The organism is Streptomyces sp. NPDC093801 (assembly GCF_040701585.1).
Classification (GTDB): Bacteria; Actinomycetota; Actinomycetes; order Streptomycetales; family Streptomycetaceae; genus Streptomyces.
On record NZ_JBFBDP010000034.1, the window covers coordinates 1 to 16,139 of the forward strand.

Annotated in this window: 16 protein-coding genes; 3 read left to right on the forward strand and 13 right to left on the reverse strand. The window is 72.2% G+C overall.

The window, feature by feature from the left end; all coding sequences use genetic code 11:
* Positions 1-91: 91 nt before the first annotated feature.
* The 9 genes from AB0469_RS32135 to AB0469_RS32175 form a co-directional block, all read right to left on the reverse strand.
* Entirely contained in the window at positions 92-1,342 is a 1,251-nt protein-coding gene (locus AB0469_RS32135; RefSeq protein WP_366455004.1) for a cytochrome P450, read from the reverse strand.
* Between the two features lie 15 nt (positions 1,343-1,357).
* Positions 1,358-2,752: an FAD-dependent oxidoreductase gene (locus AB0469_RS32140; protein WP_366455005.1), complete on the reverse strand. Its 1,395-nt coding sequence runs from the start codon at positions 2,750-2,752 to the stop codon at positions 1,358-1,360.
* Entirely contained in the window at positions 2,742-2,972 is a 231-nt protein-coding gene (locus AB0469_RS32145; RefSeq protein ID WP_042813422.1) for a ferredoxin, read from the reverse strand. Before AB0469_RS32145 ends, AB0469_RS32140 begins: the two co-directional genes overlap by 11 nt.
* A 122-nt stretch (positions 2,973-3,094) precedes the next feature.
* Positions 3,095-3,712 (reverse strand): hypothetical protein, encoded by a 618-nt coding sequence (locus AB0469_RS32150; protein WP_366455006.1) that lies wholly within the window; start codon positions 3,710-3,712, stop codon positions 3,095-3,097.
* Positions 3,713-3,796: 84 nt separating this feature from the next.
* Positions 3,797-4,702: a hypothetical protein gene (locus AB0469_RS32155; RefSeq protein WP_366455007.1), complete on the reverse strand. Its 906-nt coding sequence runs from the start codon at positions 4,700-4,702 to the stop codon at positions 3,797-3,799.
* 150 nt (positions 4,703-4,852) lie between these two features.
* A complete protein-coding gene (locus tag AB0469_RS32160; protein ID WP_366455008.1) occupies positions 4,853-5,932 on the reverse strand; it encodes a hypothetical protein in 1,080 nt (359 codons plus the stop codon).
* Positions 5,914-6,669 carry an ATP-binding cassette domain-containing protein gene (locus tag AB0469_RS32165; protein WP_366455009.1) on the reverse strand — a complete coding sequence of 252 codons (756 nt, stop codon included), beginning with the start codon at positions 6,667-6,669 and terminating at the stop codon, positions 5,914-5,916. Before AB0469_RS32165 ends, AB0469_RS32160 begins: the two co-directional genes overlap by 19 nt.
* A 220-nt stretch (positions 6,670-6,889) precedes the next feature.
* The gene (locus AB0469_RS32170) at positions 6,890-8,251 is read right to left on the reverse strand and encodes an aspartate aminotransferase family protein (protein WP_366455011.1); all 1,362 of its coding nucleotides are present in this window, start codon (positions 8,249-8,251) and stop codon (positions 6,890-6,892) included.
* 3 nt (positions 8,252-8,254) lie between these two features.
* Positions 8,255-8,758 carry an Lrp/AsnC family transcriptional regulator gene (locus tag AB0469_RS32175; RefSeq protein WP_042814156.1) on the reverse strand — a complete coding sequence of 168 codons (504 nt, stop codon included), beginning with the start codon at positions 8,756-8,758 and terminating at the stop codon, positions 8,255-8,257.
* Positions 8,759-8,927: 169 nt separating this feature from the next.
* Here AB0469_RS32175 and AB0469_RS32180 point away from each other — a divergent pair, with 169 nt between their 5' ends.
* The 3 genes from AB0469_RS32180 to AB0469_RS32190 all read left to right on the forward strand — a co-directional run bounded on the left by AB0469_RS32180 (position 8,928) and on the right by AB0469_RS32190 (position 12,263).
* Positions 8,928-10,367: a gamma-aminobutyraldehyde dehydrogenase gene (locus AB0469_RS32180; RefSeq protein WP_366455013.1), complete on the forward strand. Its 1,440-nt coding sequence runs from the start codon at positions 8,928-8,930 to the stop codon at positions 10,365-10,367.
* 130 nt (positions 10,368-10,497) lie between these two features.
* Entirely contained in the window at positions 10,498-11,676 is a 1,179-nt protein-coding gene (locus tag AB0469_RS32185; RefSeq protein ID WP_366455014.1) for a spermidine/putrescine ABC transporter substrate-binding protein, read from the forward strand.
* A 77-nt stretch (positions 11,677-11,753) separates the two neighbouring features.
* On the forward strand, positions 11,754-12,263 hold the full coding sequence (locus tag AB0469_RS32190) for a hypothetical protein (RefSeq protein WP_366455015.1): 510 nt from the start codon (positions 11,754-11,756) through the stop codon (positions 12,261-12,263).
* Here AB0469_RS32190 and AB0469_RS32195 read toward each other — a convergent pair.
* From AB0469_RS32195 to AB0469_RS32210, 4 genes are all read right to left on the reverse strand, one after another.
* Positions 12,230-13,429, reverse strand: coding sequence for a serine hydrolase domain-containing protein (locus AB0469_RS32195; RefSeq protein ID WP_366455016.1), 1,200 nt, complete (start codon positions 13,427-13,429; stop codon positions 12,230-12,232). The two genes, AB0469_RS32190 and AB0469_RS32195, sit on opposite strands and share 34 nt — an antisense overlap.
* Positions 13,430-13,579: 150 nt before the next feature.
* Positions 13,580-14,281, reverse strand: coding sequence for a response regulator transcription factor (locus tag AB0469_RS32200; RefSeq protein WP_366455017.1), 702 nt, complete (start codon positions 14,279-14,281; stop codon positions 13,580-13,582).
* Positions 14,278-15,438 carry a histidine kinase gene (locus AB0469_RS32205; protein WP_366455062.1) on the reverse strand — a complete coding sequence of 387 codons (1,161 nt, stop codon included), beginning with the start codon at positions 15,436-15,438 and terminating at the stop codon, positions 14,278-14,280. The genes AB0469_RS32200 and AB0469_RS32205 overlap by 4 nt, the downstream gene beginning before the upstream one ends.
* 8 nt (positions 15,439-15,446) lie before the next feature.
* Positions 15,447-16,136 (reverse strand): glycerophosphodiester phosphodiesterase, encoded by a 690-nt coding sequence (locus tag AB0469_RS32210; RefSeq protein ID WP_366455018.1) that lies wholly within the window; start codon positions 16,134-16,136, stop codon positions 15,447-15,449.
* Between the last annotated feature and the right edge of the window lie 3 nt (positions 16,137-16,139).

Consider the following 16,139-nt stretch of genomic DNA (forward strand, 5'->3'; position numbering starts at 1 on the left):
GGCTCCACACCTACAATCACCACCGCGGACACACCGCGCTCGCAGGCAAACCACCCGCCAGCCGCGTCCCCAACCTCACCGGGCAATACACCTAGGCCGCGCGGATGCCGTCGCAGGCGATCGGCAGGTGGCGCGGGCCGCGCAGGACCGCGTTCTGCCGGTAGGGCGGCGGGTCCTCCAGCAGCCGGGGGTTCTCCAGCCTGCGGGCCAGCTCGCTCAGGGCCAGCGCGGCCTCCAGCCGGGCCAGCGGCGCCCCGAAGCAGCTGTGGATGCCGCTGCCCAGGCCCAGGTGCTGGACGTCCTCGCGGTCGGGGTCGAAGCGGTCCGGGTCCTCGAACCGCTTCGGGTCGCGGTTCCCGGAGGCGAGGACCAGCCAGAGCGAGGAGCCCTTGGGGATGGTCACCCCCGCCACCTCGATGTCGGCCAGCGTGCTGCGCTGCGGCAGCAGCTGCACCGGGGGCTCGTAGCGCAGCAGCTCCTCCACCATCGGCACGGCCAGGTTCGGCTCGGAGCGCAGCCGTTCCAGGTGCTCCGGCTGGCGCAGCAGGGTGAGCATCCCGTTCGTGATCAGGTTGACGGTGGTCTCGTGCCCGGCGATCAGCAGCAGCGCCGCCGTGCTGAGCACCTCCATCGTGCTCATGGTCCCGTCCGGCCCCTGCCCGGTCGCCAGCTCCGAGAGCATGTCCCCGGTCGGGTTCTTGCGCCGCTCCTCGATCAGCCCGGCCAGGTACATGCCGAGCTCCATGCGGGAGTCCTGCGTCTTCTTCATCCGTTCGGCGGGGTCGGCGTCCGGATCGGGGTCCAGGCTCGCGGCGAGGGTGTCGGCCCAGACGTGGAAGCGGGCCTCGTCCTCGGGCGGCACGCCCAGCAGCCGGCAGATCACCGTCACGGGGAAGGGGTACGAGAACTCCTCGACCAGGTCGATCCGGCCCGGGTCCCCCTTCTCGGCGATCGTGTCGATCAGCCCGGTGACGATGCCGCCCAGATCGCCGCGCATCTGCTCGACCCGGCGCGGGGAGTGCGGCGGCCCGAAGGGGCGGTTGGTCATCCGGCGCAGCCGGTCGTGGTCGGGCGGGTCCAGCTTCAGGAAGGACGGCGGCAGGACCTGTCCCTCGTCCTCGTCGGCCTCGTTCAGCGGGTCGCCGGCCGTCGCCGTCAGGTTGCGGGAGTCGGAGCTGATCCGCGGGTCGTGCAGCAGGCCCTTGATCTCGTGGTAGGTGCTGATGACGTACGGGCCTTCCCCGTCGTGGAACACCGGTGTCTTGCGGAGCTCCTCGTACAGCGGGTACGGGTTGGCACGGCTGGAGTAGTCGAGGATCTGCCGCAGGATGCCTTGGGTCATGAGAGGTCCTCGTGCTCAGTTGTGCGCCGGTGTGAAGGTCATCCGCCGGTCGGCCGGCGAGTAGCCGCTCAGGGTGATGGTCGGCCCGTGCGTGGGCACCGACGGGTCGGGGAAGTCCGCGGGGAGCGGCCGGTCCCCCTCGGGCCTGCGGTCCACCGTCGGGAAGGGCGGCGGGAACGGCGCGGTCTGCTCGATCTGCTGCTCGTAGAAGTCCAGCCAGCGGCACTGGTCGAAGGTGACGGCCCCGATGACGCGGCCCTGGTACCCGTACACGCCGACGAAGCGGCGCTCGGCGCGGGAGCCCTGGGTGATCACGATCTCGGTCCCCATCGACGGGACCCCGACCGACTTGATGCTGACGCCGAACTGGGAGGACCAGAACGCCGGGACCCACAGGTGCGGCCGGCGGTCGGAGCTCCTGCTGAGCATGTTGTGCGCGGCGGTCTCGGCCTGCGCCACGGCGTTGCCCCAGTGCTCCAGGGACAGGAACTGGTAGCCGAAGAGGGCGTGCGGGGAGCGGGCGACGTCGCCGGCCACGTAGATGTCGTCGGTGACGATGCCCCGGATGTCGAAGGCCCGGCACCCCGCGTCGCAGGCGATGCCGCGCGGACCCGCGCCGAGTCCGGACCCGGCGAGCCACTCGGTGTTGCGCTGGGCGCCGAGCGAGACGACCACCACCTCGGCCTCCAGCGTGCTGCCGTCGGAGAGGTGCGCGGACCGGACCCGGCCGGAGGAGTCGCCCTCCAGGGCCGTGACCATGATCCCGGTGCGCAGATCGACGCCGTTCTCGCGGTGCATGTCGGCCGCGACCGCTCCGACCACCCCGCCGAGCGCGCCGACCAGGGGTGCGTCACCGCGTTCGGCCACGGTGACGGCGAGCCCGCGCTCCCGGCACGCGGAGGCGATCTCGGAGCCCGTGAACCCGGCCCCGATCACCAGCACCCGGCCGGGCCCGGCCGCGAGGGCGCGCTCCAGGGCGGCCGCGTCGCCTCGGGTGCGCAGGACGAAGACCCCGTCGAGGGCGGCCTCGTCGGGCTTGGGCCAGGGCCGGGCCCGCACGCCCGTCGCGATCAGCAGCCGGTCGTACTCCACCTCGTCCCCGTCGGCCAGCCGGACCCGTTGGGCCGCCATGTCCAGGCCGGCGGCGGGCACCCCCAGGCGCCACTTCGCGTCGATGTCCCGGCGGCGGGGGAGGGCCGTCCCGTCGGCGGTGGCCATGCCCAGCAGGACCTGCTTGGACAGGGGAGGGCGGTCGTACGGCTCGTGGGGCTCGTCGCCGATCATCGTCAGTGAACCGGTGAAGCCCTTCTCGCGCATGGTCTCGGCGGCCCGCAGGCCGGCCAGGGAAGCGCCCACGACCACGATGCGGCCCTCGCGCTTGAGCTGCTCCAGGCCTCCGTCACCGTTCACCGTCGGCCTCCGGCGTGTTGAGGGATCCGTTGACCGCGTCCAGGAGGATGGCCCGGACCGGGCAGGCGTGGGCGGCGCGCACGACGTTGTCGTGCTGGTCGTCGGGGGCCTGCGGGTTGTAGAGCAGCGCCTCGTCGCCGTGCATGGCGAAGACGTCGGGCGCGAGGAACGCGCACTGCGCGTACCCCTGACAGCGGTTCAGGTCGACGACGAGCCTCATGAGGCATCAGCCTTTCCGTGCCCTGATGACCCCCACTACCCCCCAAGCCCCCGCCACCCCTCCAGCATGCGCGAGGAACGAGCCCGCCGCCTGCCGGGCCGCAGCGGCGGCGAACGGGCAGGTCAGTGCGGTCGGCGCAGGTTGACGCGGAGGATGTGGAGGCTGACGGCCAGTACCCAGAGCGGGAACACCAGCTCGATCCACGGCAGCCACGACCCGGTGACCAGCAGGACCAGCCCGGCGGCGAAGCCGAGCAGGACCAGCGGCCGGGGGAAGACCCCCAGCCGGCGGGCGATGGTCGAGGTCGAGAAGACGAACACGGCCGCCATGCGCATCGCATAGGTGCTCAGGACGGCGTACGCGAAGGGCCGGCCGAAACCGGGTGGCGACCCGGCCTCCTGGAGCACGGTCCCGGCGGCCGCGGCTGCCACGAACAGCGTGGCGATGAAGACGTACCCGCTGCCCAGGAAGACGGTGGCGAGGAACCGGTCCTCGCCCTCGCCCGAGTGCGCGCGCAACGCCCCCATGAACCACAGGAAGAAGATGCCCGCGAATGGGACGATCTCCAGCGCCAGACGGACCGCCCAGCGCACGTCCGGCTCGATCGCGGCCTCGGCCGGGTTGCCCGAGGGGATGGCGATCCGCATGAGCACGATCGCGGCCCCGAGCAGCAGGGAGAAGACGACACCGGCCGTCCCGGCGGCGCGGGGCGTGCGCATCCGCGTGGTGGGGGAGTCCATGCCTTCAGCAGGCACCGGCCGCCGGGGCGCCGCCACCCCGGGGACCCGTGGGGGTGAACCGGTCGCCGCGGCCGGGCCGGCGGCTCAGCCGACGGGCTCGGGGACCGGCTCCCGCTCCGGCGTCGCGGCCCCGTCGTGGTTGCCGTACCAGGCCACCGCGACCGCGCCGGCCACCGCCAGCACGAAGCCGGCGACGGCCAGCCAGGCCAGCCCCGGCCGGGAGGCGTCGCCGAGCCACAGGACGCCGATCGCGCCCGGCAGCACCGTCTCTCCGACGACCAGGGCGGCGGTCGCGCCGTTCACCGAGCCGATCTGGAGGGCGACGGTGTGCAGGTACATGCCGCCGACGCCCGCCACGAGGATCGCGTACAGCGCGGGGTCGGTGAGCAGCGTGCCCAGGTCGAAGGGGTCGACGCCGTCCAGGATGCGCACGCCCACGCCCAGCGCGCCGAAGGCCAGGCCCGAGAGCAGGCCCGCCAGGATCGCCGCCCGCGCGCCGAGGAACCGTACGGCCACCGTGCCGCCGACGATGATCAGGAGGGTCACCGCCAGCAGCCACCAGTGCGTGGCCGTCGGGGCGTGGTGGCCGCCCTCGTGGCCCGCGGCGGTCGCGAGCAGCACCAGCGCCGCGCAGACGACCCCGATGGAGGTCCACTCCTTGCGGGAGAGGCGGATCCCGAGCATCTTCACGCTCAGCACGGCGGTGATCACGAGGTTGGCGCTGATCACCGTCTGCGAGAGGAACAGGGGCAGCAGGCGGGCCGCCAGCGCGCCCAGTCCGAAGCCCACGAAGTCCAGGATCGTGCCGACGATGAACTCCCAGGTCATCGCGGCCTTGGCGGTGGAGGTCAGGTTCGGTCCGCCGTGCGCGGTCACCCCGGCCGCAGCCGGCGACGTCCGCGCGGCACGGCGCGAGCCGACGGCTTGCAGGACGGAGCCCGTCCCGTAGCAGATGGACGCCGCGACAGCGGTCAGCAGGCCTATGAGCACGGAGGGCTCCGTTCAACGTCTGGCAGGTAAGGCGGTACCTCTGCCAGACGTCGGAACGGGCCGCGGAGTTGCCTGTCCAAGACGATTCGTTGACCGGTTCTTTGCCCGCGCCCGCCCGGGCCGGGGCGACGGGGCCACCCGGGCCCGGTCTCAGCGGGCCAGGGCCAGCGACGTCAGCTGCGCCACGCCCCAGGCCAGCGGTACGCATCCGGCGAGCAGCGCGGCGGCCCGCAGGCCGGCGGCCGTACGGAGCACCGTGCCCGGGGTGCCCAGCTCGAGCAGCGCCGCCCGGGCCGAGCCGCGGGCCTGCCGGGACTCGACCGCGGCGGTGAGCAGCGAGGCGGCCGCGCACAGGGCGACGAGCACGGCGGCCGGTATGGTCAGCGGCCCCAGCGGCGGCGCGGCCCCGCCGCCGGGGCCGTGCGGGGCGAGGGTGGTGAGGGCGGCCGCGCCGACGGCGCACAGCACCCCGAGCGGGCGGCCCAGCCGGGAGGCCTCCTCCTGGAGGGTCCGTCCGGCGAGCAGCCGCAGCGCGCCCGGGCGGACGGCCTGGACCAGGGTCCCGCAGGCGTAGGCCAGGCCGGGTCCGGCCAGGGCGAGGCCGAGCGCGATCAGCGCGCCGGCCGCCGGCGTCGCCGGGCCGTCCGGGCGGGCGTACGCCAGGAGCGCGAGCCCGCACGCGGCGAGCGCCACCCCCCAGGGCACGCCCGACTGCGGCGCCGGCCCGGAGCGCCGGGGGCGCAGGGCGAGGACGGTCGCGGCGGAGGCCGTCAGGGGGAGCAGGGCCAGCAGGGTGAGCGCCGCGGCCACCGGCAGCGGCCGGCCGGCGTGGAGCAGCCGGGCCCCGGCCCCGTCGAAGGGCAGTCCGGTGAGGTCGCCGCGCAGGTGCAGGAACGCGGCGAGGGCGAGGGCGCCGCCGAGGGAGCAGACGAGGGCGGTGGAGACGGCGGCGGCCAGCGCCAGCCGCACGGGTCCCAGCCCGACGGCGTCGAGCCCCTCGCGGGGGCGGGTGGCCGGGTCGGTCCGGGCCACGGCGACGGCGAACTGGACGGTGGCGGCCAGCGGCACCAGCGCCCACAGCAGCCGGGGCAGCGATCCGACGGTCCGGGCCTCGGCGTCCGCGAGGACGTACAGCAGCAGGAAGCCGCTGGCGGCGCAGGCGGCGGCGACCAGCAGCCTGCGCAGCTGGACCAGGGGCCGGGAGCCGCGGACTAGGCGGAGAGAGAGCACGCGGCCTGGCCCTCCGTGGTCCCGGGGGAGGCGGCGGCCGCGGCTGCGGCGGCCGGGCGGCCGTCGACCAGGGCCAGGCCCCGGTCGGCCGCGGCCGCGGACTCCTCGTCGTGGGTGGCGAGCACCACCGTGATCGCGTGCGAGCGGGCGGCGGTGGTGAGGGTACGCAGCAGCCGTGCGCGCTCGGCGAGGTGCAGCGGGGCCGTCGGCTCGTCGGCGAAGAGCACGTCGGGCTCCCCGACCAGCGCGCGGGCGAGGGCGACCCGCTGGGACTCGGCGCGGTTGAGGGCGCCGGGGCGCTTGCCGGCGAAGGCGCCGATGTCGAGGCGCTCCAGCCATTCGTGGGCGGCGGCCCGGGCGGCCCGGTGAGGGGCGCCGGTGATCAGCAGGGGCAGGGCCGTGTTCTCCCAGACCTTGAGCTCGGGCAGCAGCTGCGGCTCCGGCCCGATCCAGGCGAACCGGGCGCGGAACAGCCGTTCCCGGGCCAGGGCGCCGAGGGTGTGCACGGGGGCGCCGTCGAACCAGACCTCGCCCTGGTCGGGCACCAGCCGTCCGGCCAGGCAGCGCAGCAGCGTGGTCTTGCCGCTGCCGCGGGGGCCGGTCACGGCGACGATCTCGCCCCGCCGGACTCCTGCGCCGACCCCGATCAGGCCGGGGGAACCGCTGTGGGAGTAGTGAAGGGACCGCGCCCAGAGGACGTTGTCGTCTGGCGGGGCACTGTCCGGTGGAGCCACCATGGCGTACACCTCCGTCCGGGGGAACGAAACGGAGCCGCTTCGGTCACTGGCCCGCACTGAGATGGAAGGTGACGAACCCCCCGGACGGCGACAGCACACGGCCCGGACCTCCTGTTCTCACTCGAACAGGGGATCCGGGCCATGTGGTTGGACTAGTGCAGCGTTGGACCAGTGCAGCGTGGGACCGGTGCAGCGTGGGACCAGCGCGCCGCCGGACCGCTTACAGCTTGGTCCAGGCCTCCGTGAGCACGTTGCGCAGGATGCCCTCGATCTCGTCGAAGGTGCCCTGGTCCGCGATCAGCGGCGGCGCCAGCTGGATGACCGGGTCGCCGCGGTCGTCGGCCCGGCAGTACAGGCCGTTGTCGAAGAGCGCCTTGGAGAGGAAGCCGTAGAGCACGCGCTCGGTCTCCTCGTCCGTGAAGGACTCCTTGGTGACCTTGTCCTTGACGAGCTCGATGCCGTAGAAGAAGCCGTTGCCGCGCACGTCGCCGACGATCGGGAGGTCGTGCAGCTTCTGCAGGGTGCTGAAGAAGTTGCCCTCCTGGTCCAGCACGTGCTGGTTCAGGCCTTCCTTGTCGAAGATGTCGAGGTTGGCGAGGGCCACCGCGGAGGACACGGGGTGCCCGCCGAAGGTGTAGCCGTGCAGGAAGGTGTTGCCGCCCTTGTAGAACGGCTCCGCGATGCGGTCCGAGACGATGCAGGCGCCGATCGGGGAGTAGCCCGAGGTCATGCCCTTGGCGCAGGTGATCATGTCCGGCACGTAGCCGAACTTGTCACAGGCGAACATCGTGCCGAGGCGGCCGAAGGCGCAGATCGTCTCGTCGGAGACGAGCAGCACGTCGTAGGTGTCGCAGATCTCGCGCACCCGCTGGAAGTACCCGGGCGGGGGCGGGAAGCAGCCGCCGGCGTTCTGCACGGGCTCCAGGAAGACGGCCGCGACGGTGTCGGGGCCCTCGAAGAGGATCTGCTGCTCGATCTGGTCGGCGCACCAGCGGCCGAAGGCCTCGGGGTCGTCGCCGTGGATCGGGGCGCGGTAGATGTTGGTGTTCGGCACCTTGTGCGCGCCGGGGACCAGCGGCTCGAAGGGGGCCTTCAGGGCCGGCAGGCCGGTGATGGACAGGGCGCCCTGCGGGGTGCCGTGGTAGGCGACCGCACGCGAGATGACCTTGTACTTGGTGTGCTTGCCCTGCAGCTTGTAGTACTGCTTGGCGAGCTTCCAGGCGGTCTCGACCGCCTCGCCGCCGCCCGTGGTGAAGAAGACCTTGTTCAGGTCGCCGGGGGCGTAGCCGGCGAGGCGCTCGGCCAGCTCCACGGCCTTGGGGTGCGCGTACGACCACACGGGGAAGAACGCGAGCTCCTGGGCCTGCTTGTAGGCGACCTCGGCCAGTTCCTTGCGGCCGTGACCCGCGTTGACCACGAACAGTCCGGCGAGACCGTCCAGGTAGCGCTTGCCCTTGTCGTCGAAGATGTAGGTGCCCTCACCCCGCACGATGGTGGGGACGGGCGCGTTCTCGTACGACGACATGCGGGTGAAGTGCATCCACAGGTGGTCGTACGCGGTTTTGGAGAGGTCCTGGCTCACGGGCTATCGAGTTCCCCACATGTAGGTCTGCTTCTTGAGCTTCAGGTAAACGAAGCTCTCGGTTGATCGCACGCCGGGGAGCGTGCGGATCTTCTTGTTGATCGTTTCGAGCAGGTGGTCGTCGTCCTCGCAGACGATCTCCACCATCAGGTCGAACGACCCGGCGGTCATCACGACGTATTCGCACTCGGCCATGGCGGTCAGGGCGTCGGCCACCGGATCGAGGTCTCCCTCGACGTTGATGCCGACCATGGCCTGGCGCCGCAGACCCACGGTGAGCGGGTCGGTGACGGCGACGATCTGCATGACGCCCTGGTCGAGCAGCTTCTGCACGCGCTGGCGCACAGCCGCCTCGGAGAGGCCGACGGCCTTGCCGATCGACGCGTAGGGGCGCCGGCCGTCTTCCTGCAGTTGCTCGATGATCGCCAGGGACACAGCATCGACCGAAGGGGACGGTTGTCTGTTCCTGGAATCTGCGCTTCGACTGACCACGACGCCACTGTGCACGAGGAGTCGTCCGTTCCGCAACCCGTAATCGATGAAATCCGTTGTGGATGGTCTCTCAATGAACGGATTTCGTAGTTGGCCGGGTCTGGCTCTGTCGAAAGCGTTGCCCGAGGGGCTACTCTTGGGACTTGTCTCAATCGTTGGACATGTGATCAGGAGAGTGGCTGTAGTGACCACCGAACTGCGTCGTCTGCGCAACTACATCGGCGGGGAGTTCAAGGACGCCGCCGACGGGCGCACCACCGAGGTGGTCAACCCGGCCACCGGCGAGGTCTACGCGACCGCCCCGCTGTCCGGCCAGGCCGACGTGGACGCCGCCATGGCCGCCGCCGCTGCCGCCTTCCCGGGCTGGCGCGACACCACGCCCTCCGAGCGCCAGAAGGCCCTCCTGAAGATCGCGGACGCCTTCGAGGCGCGTGCGGAGGAGCTGGTCGCCGCCGAGTCGGAGAACACCGGCAAGCCGCTGGCCCTGACGGCCAGCGAGGAGCTGCCCCCGATGGTGGACCAGATCCGCTTCTTCGCGGGTGCCGCGCGCCTGCTCGAGGGCCGCTCGGCCGGCGAGTACATGGACGGGATGACCTCGATCATCCGCCGTGAGCCGGTCGGCGTCTGCGCCCAGGTCGCGCCGTGGAACTACCCGATGATGATGGCCGTGTGGAAGTTCGCCCCGGCGATCGCCGCGGGCAACACCGTCGTCCTGAAGCCCTCCGACACCACCCCGGCCTCCACGGTGCTGATGGCGGAGATCATCGACTCGATCCTGCCCAAGGGCGTCTTCAACGTCGTCTGCGGCGACCGCGAGACCGGCAAGGCCATGGTCGAGCACTCCACCCCGGCGATGGCCTCCATCACCGGCTCGGTGCGCGCCGGCATGCAGGTCGCCGAGAGCGCCTCGAAGGACGTCAAGCGCGTCCACCTGGAGCTGGGCGGCAAGGCCCCCGTCGTGGTCTTCGAGGACGCCGACATCGCCAAGGCCGTCGAGGACATCGCGGTCGCCGGCTACTTCAACGCCGGCCAGGACTGCACCGCCGCCACCCGCGTGCTCGTGCAGGACTCGGTCCACGACGAGTTCGTGGCCGCGCTCGCCAAGGCCGCCGCGGAGACCAAGACCGGCCAGCCGGACGACGAGGACGTGCTCTACGGCCCGCTCAACAATCCGAACCAGCTCAAGCAGGTCGCGGGCTTCATCGAGCGCCTCCCCGCCCACGCCAAGGTCGAGGCCGGCGGCCACCAGGTCGGCGAGAAGGGCTACTTCTACGCCCCGACCGTGGTCTCGGGCCTGAAGCAGGACGACGAGATCATCCAGAACGAGGTCTTCGGCCCCGTCATCACCGTCCAGTCCTTCGCGGACGAGGCCCAGGCGCTGGAGTACGCGAACGGCGTCGAGTTCGCCCTCGCCTCCTCCGTGTGGACCAAGGACCACGGCCGCGCGATGCGGATGTCCAAGAACCTCGACTTCGGCTGCGTGTGGATCAACACCCACATCCCGCTCGTCGCCGAGATGCCCCACGGCGGCTTCAAGAAGTCCGGCTACGGCAAGGACCTCTCCGCCTACGGCTTCGAGGACTACACCCGCATCAAGCACGTGATGACCTCGCTCGACGGCTGAACCGGCCCGGCGGCCCGCTGACCGGTGCGCACGGATCCACCGCGCACTGATCACCGCAGGCCAACGAAGGGGTGGGTGGTAGACAAGTTGTCTATTGCCCGCCCCTTTCGCGTTGACCGAGGCTGAGCCCATGCCAGAACTCCCCTTCTCCCGCCGCGCGGCGCTGCGCGGCCTCGGTGCCGCGGGCCTGCTCGCCGCCCTCACCGGCTGCGGTGTTCCCGCCGCCTACGTCCCGGAGGACCGCAGGCAGGGCCAGGACCTCTCGGAACGGGAGCGGAGCCTCGCCTTCTCCAACTGGCCGATGTACATCGACACCGACGACCAGGACGAGGAGAGCCGGCCGACGCTGGACGCCTTCTCGAAGAAGACCGGCATCGAGGTCCGGTACACCGAGGAGATCAACGACAACGACGAGTTCCTCGGCAAGGTCAGCCCGGCCCTGATGAACCACCAGGCGACCGGCCACGACCTCGTGGTGGTCAGCGACTGGATGGCCGCCCGCTTCGTCCACCTGGGCTGGGCCCAGAAGATGGACCGCTCGGCGCAGGCCAACGTGGCCCGGCACCTCGACCCGCAGCTGCGCTCGCCCGCCTTCGACCAGGGACGGCTGCACACCGTCCCCTGGCAGTCCGGGATCACCGGCATCGCCTACAACCGCAAGGCCCTGGGCCGGGAGATCAGGTCCGTGAAGGACCTGTGGCACCCGGACCTCGCGGGCAAGGTCACCCTCTTCTCGGGCCTCGACGAGTCCTTCGCCCTGCTGATGCAGGGCAACGGCACCGACACCACCCGCTGGACCGAATCCGACTTCCACCGGATGTGCGACCAGGTCGAGAGCATGGTGAAGAAGAAGCACATCCGCCGCTTCACCGGCAACGACTACACCTCCGACCTCGGCAAGGGCGACGTCCTGGCCTGCCAGGCCTACTCCGGCGACGCCATCCAGCTGAAGGCCGACAACCCCGACATCGAGTTCGTCGTCCCCGAGGAGGGGGCGGAGCTGTGGGCGGAGAGCCTGCTCATCCCCAACCTCGCCCGTCACAAGGCCAATGCGGAGGCGCTGGTCGACTACTACTACGACCCCGAGGTGGCGGCGGAGCTGGCCGCGGCGGTCAACTACGTCTGCCCGGTCCCCGCAGCCCGAGAGGTCCTGGCCGCCTCATCCGACAAGGCCACCGCCGAACTGGCCGAGAACCCGCTGGTCTTCCCGGACGAGGAGATGCGCAAGCGCCTGGTCGTGGCCCGCGACATCTCCTCGGCCGAACGCCGCGCCTTCGCCCCGCGCTGGAACGCCATCGTCGGACTGTGACCATGATCTCGGGGCGGAACTGAACACGTTCAGGAAATCTGCTGAACGTGTTCAGTTCTGCCGGTAGGCTCCCTGCCATGAGCGAGAGAAACGCCCTCCGGCGGCGGATCCGTGCCTGGCTTGCGCTGTTCCTCGTCTGCCTGGTCCTCAGCGGGCTCACCGCCTTCCCCCTGGTCACCGAACTCCACTGGGCCAATGCGCTGGTCTCCCACCCGTGGCTGCGCCGGATCGGCGACGGGCTCGACCACGCCGACGCCGCCTACCCCTTCCTCCTCTACGGCAACGACTGGCTCGCCTTCGCCCACCTGGTGATCGCGGTGTTCTTCTACGGGGTCCACCGCGACCCGGTCCGCAACCTCTGGATCGTCGAAGCCGGAATGGTCGCCTGCGCCGGCATCCTCCCGCTGGCCCTGATCTGCGGGCCGATCCGGGGGCTCCCCCTCGGGTGGACGCTGATCGACATCTCGTTCGGCGTCTTCGGGATCCTCCCCCTGCTCGTGCTGCGCCGCCTGATCAAGCGGCTCGAGGCCCTCCAGGAGACCGACGGGCCGGGCTACTTGGCGAAGGCCGCGCCGATGATCCCGTAGGCCACCGCGTTCATGTCCCGGCCCTTGGCATCGGTGGAGTTCACCGAGTAGACGAGGGTGCGCGACAGGTCGCGGGTGCCGCCGATGACCGTGCTGTAGCCGTAACGGGAACCCGTCTTGCCGTAGAGCTTCGTGCCGTCCGGGAGGACGAACTCCTTCAGGCCGGCCGTCTGTACCGCGTGCCCGCCGGTCGTGCTCTCGGCGTCCGGCACGTCGGGAACGGTGAACATCTCCTCCAGCTGCGCCGCGGGCACCACCCGGCCGCCGAACAGCGCCGTCGTGAACCGCTCCAGGTCCGCCGTCGTCGAGATCAGGTCCCCCGCAGCCCAGTTGGACGAGGAGTTCCAGTCCGACACGTCGACCAGCGAACGGCTGCCGTCGGGCTGACGCACCGCCTGGTAGCCGTGGTTGTACGGGCCCGGTATGCGGTTCTGGGTGCGCGACGGGAACGAGGTGTGGCGCAGGCCCAGCGGCTTGATGATCCGGTCCCCGACGGCCTTCTCGTACGTCGTCCCCGTCAGCTTCTCGATCAGCACGCCCAGCACCGTGTAGTGGATGTTGCTGTACCGCTGCTTCTCCCCGGGCCTGAACTCCGGCCCCTTGGCCACCGCGTTGGCGATGAGCGCGTGCGGGTCGACCAGGTCGAAGCGGTGGGCGTACTCGTCCTCGAAGGCGTCGCCCGGGCCGTCGGCCGACTGCAGCCCGCTCGTGTAGTCCAGCAGCTGCCGCACCTTCACCGGCTCGAAGCCGGGCAGCAGCCCCGGCAGGTAGTCCTGCACCGGACGGTCCAGGTCCACCCGGCCCTCGGCGGCCAGCTGGAGCACCACCGCCGCCGTGAAGGTCTTGGTCACCGACCCGGCCCGGAAGCGGGCGTCCTCCACCGCCGCCCGCCCGCTGCGGACGTCCGCGACACCGGCGCTGCCGCGCCAGCTGCCGCTCGTACCGCCCACCCGGACCAGCGCGGCCGTCGCGTCCTTGTTCTGCGGTCCGACCCCCTCGATCGCCTTCCGCAGCGCCGCCGCATCCGGCGGAGTGGAGAAGACGGGCGCCGTGACCCGCGCCGAAACCGGCGCCTGCACCGGAGCGGCCTGGGCGGCGGCCACCGGACCGGCGGCGATGCCCAGGACCACGGCGGCGGCGACGAGCGTGCGCGTACGAGCCTTCATGACGGTTCCCCCTGTGTGCGACCCGAGCGGCCGACTGCCCCCCGATGACCTCAATGCTGCAGGTCGCAGGGGTCGTCGCGGATCACCATCGAGAGGGGTCTTCAGCAGTACGACAACTCGCCCGTGCGGGGGAGTGGACCCGCCGCCCCCTCACTCCCCGGAGGGAGGTACCCGAGAGGGATCCGCCGCGCCCGCCGCGATCAGGCCCGTCTCGTACGCGCAGATCACCGCCTGGATCCGGTCCCGCAGCCCCAGCTTCGCCAGCACGTTCCCCACGTGCGACTTCACCGTGTGCTCGCTCACCACCAGCGCCGCCGCGATCTCCGCGTTCGACAGCCCCCGCCCCAGGTGCAGCAGGGTCTCCCGCTCCCGGGCCGTCAGCACCTCCAGCCGCTCCGCCGCCAGGGCGGGCGGGGCCGCGGGCCGGGCCGTCGCCGCCGTGTACTCCTCGATCAGCCGCCGCGCCACCGAAGGCGCCAGCAGCGACTCGCCCGCCGCCGCCACCCGCACCGCGTGCACCAGGTCGTCCCGCCGCACGTCCTTCAGCAGGAACCCGCTCGCCCCCGCGTGCAGCGCCTCGTACACGTACTCGTCCGAGTCGAAGGTCGTCAGCATCACCGTCCGGCACGCGCTGCGCGCCGAGATCGCACGGCAGGCCTCGATCCCGTCCAGCACCGGCATCCGCACGTCCAGCAGCGCCACGTCCGGGGAGAGCCGCTCCACCGCCGACACCGCCGCCGCCCCGTCCCCGACCTCCGCCACGACCTCGATGTCCTCCTGGACGTCCAGGATCATCGCGAACCCGCTGCGCACCAGCTCCTGGTCATCGGCCACCACCACACGGATCGTCACTTCCCCACCTCCAGCGGCGAGGTTACAAGCACGGTGAACCCGCGCCCGTCCGCACCCGGACCGGTCCACGCCGTCCCGCCGTGCGCGGCGGCCCGCTCCCGGATCCCGATCAGCCCGTGCCCGCCCGCGGCGCCGCCGGACGGCCCCCGGCCGTCGTCCGCGACCCGTACCGTGAGCTCGCGGGGCCCGTACTCCAGGCGGACGTCCACCGCCGAGGCCCCCGCGTGCTTCACCACGTTGGTCAGTGCCTCCTGCACCACCCGGTGCACCGTCGCCTCCAGCGCGGCCGGCAGCTCGCGCACCTGGCCCGTCCGCGCGTACGACACCGCCAGTCCGCTCGCCCGCACCCGGTCCACCAGCGCGGGCAGCCCGCCGATCCCCGGCTGCGGAGCACGCGGAGCCGCCTCCTCCGCCCGGAGCACGCCCAGCATCGTCCGCAGCTGCGCCATCGCGTCACGCCCCGTCTCGGCGATCGCCTCGAAGGCCGCCTCTGCCCGCTCCGGAGCCCGGCGCACCGCCACCGGACCGGCCTCCGCCTGGACGACCATGATGCTGACGGCGTGCGAGAGGATGTCGTGCATCTCCCGTGCGATGCGCGCCCGTTCGCGCGCCGCCGCCTGCTCCGCCTCGATCCGGTTGGCCCGCTCCAACTGCTCCGCCCGGTCCAGGGCCGCCGCCGTGTACGCCAGCCGCGTGGCCTGGAGCCGCCCGAGCACGAAGGCCGCCGCGAACACGAACAGTGCGAACAGCAGCTCCCTGGCCGTACCGGTGTTGAGCCCGACGGACACCGCGATCACCACGACCAGGGCGGCCGCCACGGCCAGCCGCACCCGCGGCGGCCGCAGCAGGGCGATGGAGTAGACGCAGACCAGCCCCGCGTACGGCAGCGGCTGCCCGGGACCGTCCAGGCCCAGCTGGTACACCGAACCGGCCACGACCACCCCGAGGAGCGCCGTGACGGGCGCCCGGCGCCGCCACACCAGCGGCACGTTGCCGAGCGTCGTCAGCAGGTACGCCGTCCAGGTTGCCGGAGAGTCCGCCGGGTCCCGGGGCACCACGAAGGGGATCGTCGCCGCCACCTGCACCAGCAGCGTCAGCCCCGCGTCCTGCCAGCGCGGACCCGCCCGCAGGACGAGCCCGCGCAGCCGCCCGCCCAGTCCGCCCGTCACCGCCCGGGCTCGGCCCGTACGGCGGCCAGCGCGTCCAGCCTGTTCGTGGTGACGGAGTCCGCCCCGGCCCGCAGCAGGGCGCGCATCGACCGCTTGGTGTCCGCCGTCCAGGCGGACACCAGCAGCCCGTCCCGGTGCAGGGCGTCGGTGAGTTCCCGGGTGACCAGCCCGAAGCGGTAGTTCAGCCAGCGCGGGGACACCGCGTCGACCAGCACCCGGCGCGGCGGCGACAGCGTGGTCCAGGTCAGCGCGATCTCCGCGCCCGGGTCGGCGGCGCGGACCGCCAGCATGGTGTTCGGGCCCCCGCAGTAGTACGTGCGGTCGCGGGCCCCGCACTCGCGCACCAGGTCGACCACGGTCCGCACGGCCTCCGCGGCCGCCCCCGGCAGGTCGATCATCAGCCGGCCGGCCCCGGCCTCCGTCAGCGCCTCGCGCAGGGTGGGCACCCCGCCCCCGCAGAGCTCCTTCAACTGCGGGGCCGTGACGGCGTCGAGGCGCACGTCGTGGCCCCACAGCCGCTGCAGCGTCTCGTCGTGGAGCAGGACCGGCACTCCGTCGCGGGTCAGCCGCACGTCGACCTCCACCGCGTCGGCGCCGCGCGCGAACGCGGAGTCGACGGAGGGGAGGGTGTTCTCACGGACTCGGTAGGGATCGCCGCGGTGGCCGACGGCAGTCAGGGTGCTCATGCC

Coding starts and splice junctions, on each gene's coding strand:
- AB0469_RS32135 (WP_366455004.1), bottom strand. CDS start 1,342: ATGACCCAAGGCATCCTGCGGCAGATCCTCGACTACTCCAGCCGTGCC.
- AB0469_RS32145 (WP_042813422.1), bottom strand. CDS start 2,972: ATGAGGCTCGTCGTCGACCTGAACCGCTGTCAGGGGTACGCGCAGTGC.
- AB0469_RS32150 (WP_366455006.1), bottom strand. CDS start 3,712: ATGGACTCCCCCACCACGCGGATGCGCACGCCCCGCGCCGCCGGGACG.
- AB0469_RS32165 (WP_366455009.1), bottom strand. CDS start 6,669: ATGGTGGCTCCACCGGACAGTGCCCCGCCAGACGACAACGTCCTCTGG.
- AB0469_RS32185 (WP_366455014.1), top strand. CDS start 10,498: ATGCCAGAACTCCCCTTCTCCCGCCGCGCGGCGCTGCGCGGCCTCGGT.
- AB0469_RS32190 (WP_366455015.1), top strand. CDS start 11,754: ATGAGCGAGAGAAACGCCCTCCGGCGGCGGATCCGTGCCTGGCTTGCG.
- AB0469_RS32195 (WP_366455016.1), bottom strand. CDS start 13,429: ATGAAGGCTCGTACGCGCACGCTCGTCGCCGCCGCCGTGGTCCTGGGC.
- AB0469_RS32210 (WP_366455018.1), bottom strand. CDS start 16,136: ATGAGCACCCTGACTGCCGTCGGCCACCGCGGCGATCCCTACCGAGTC.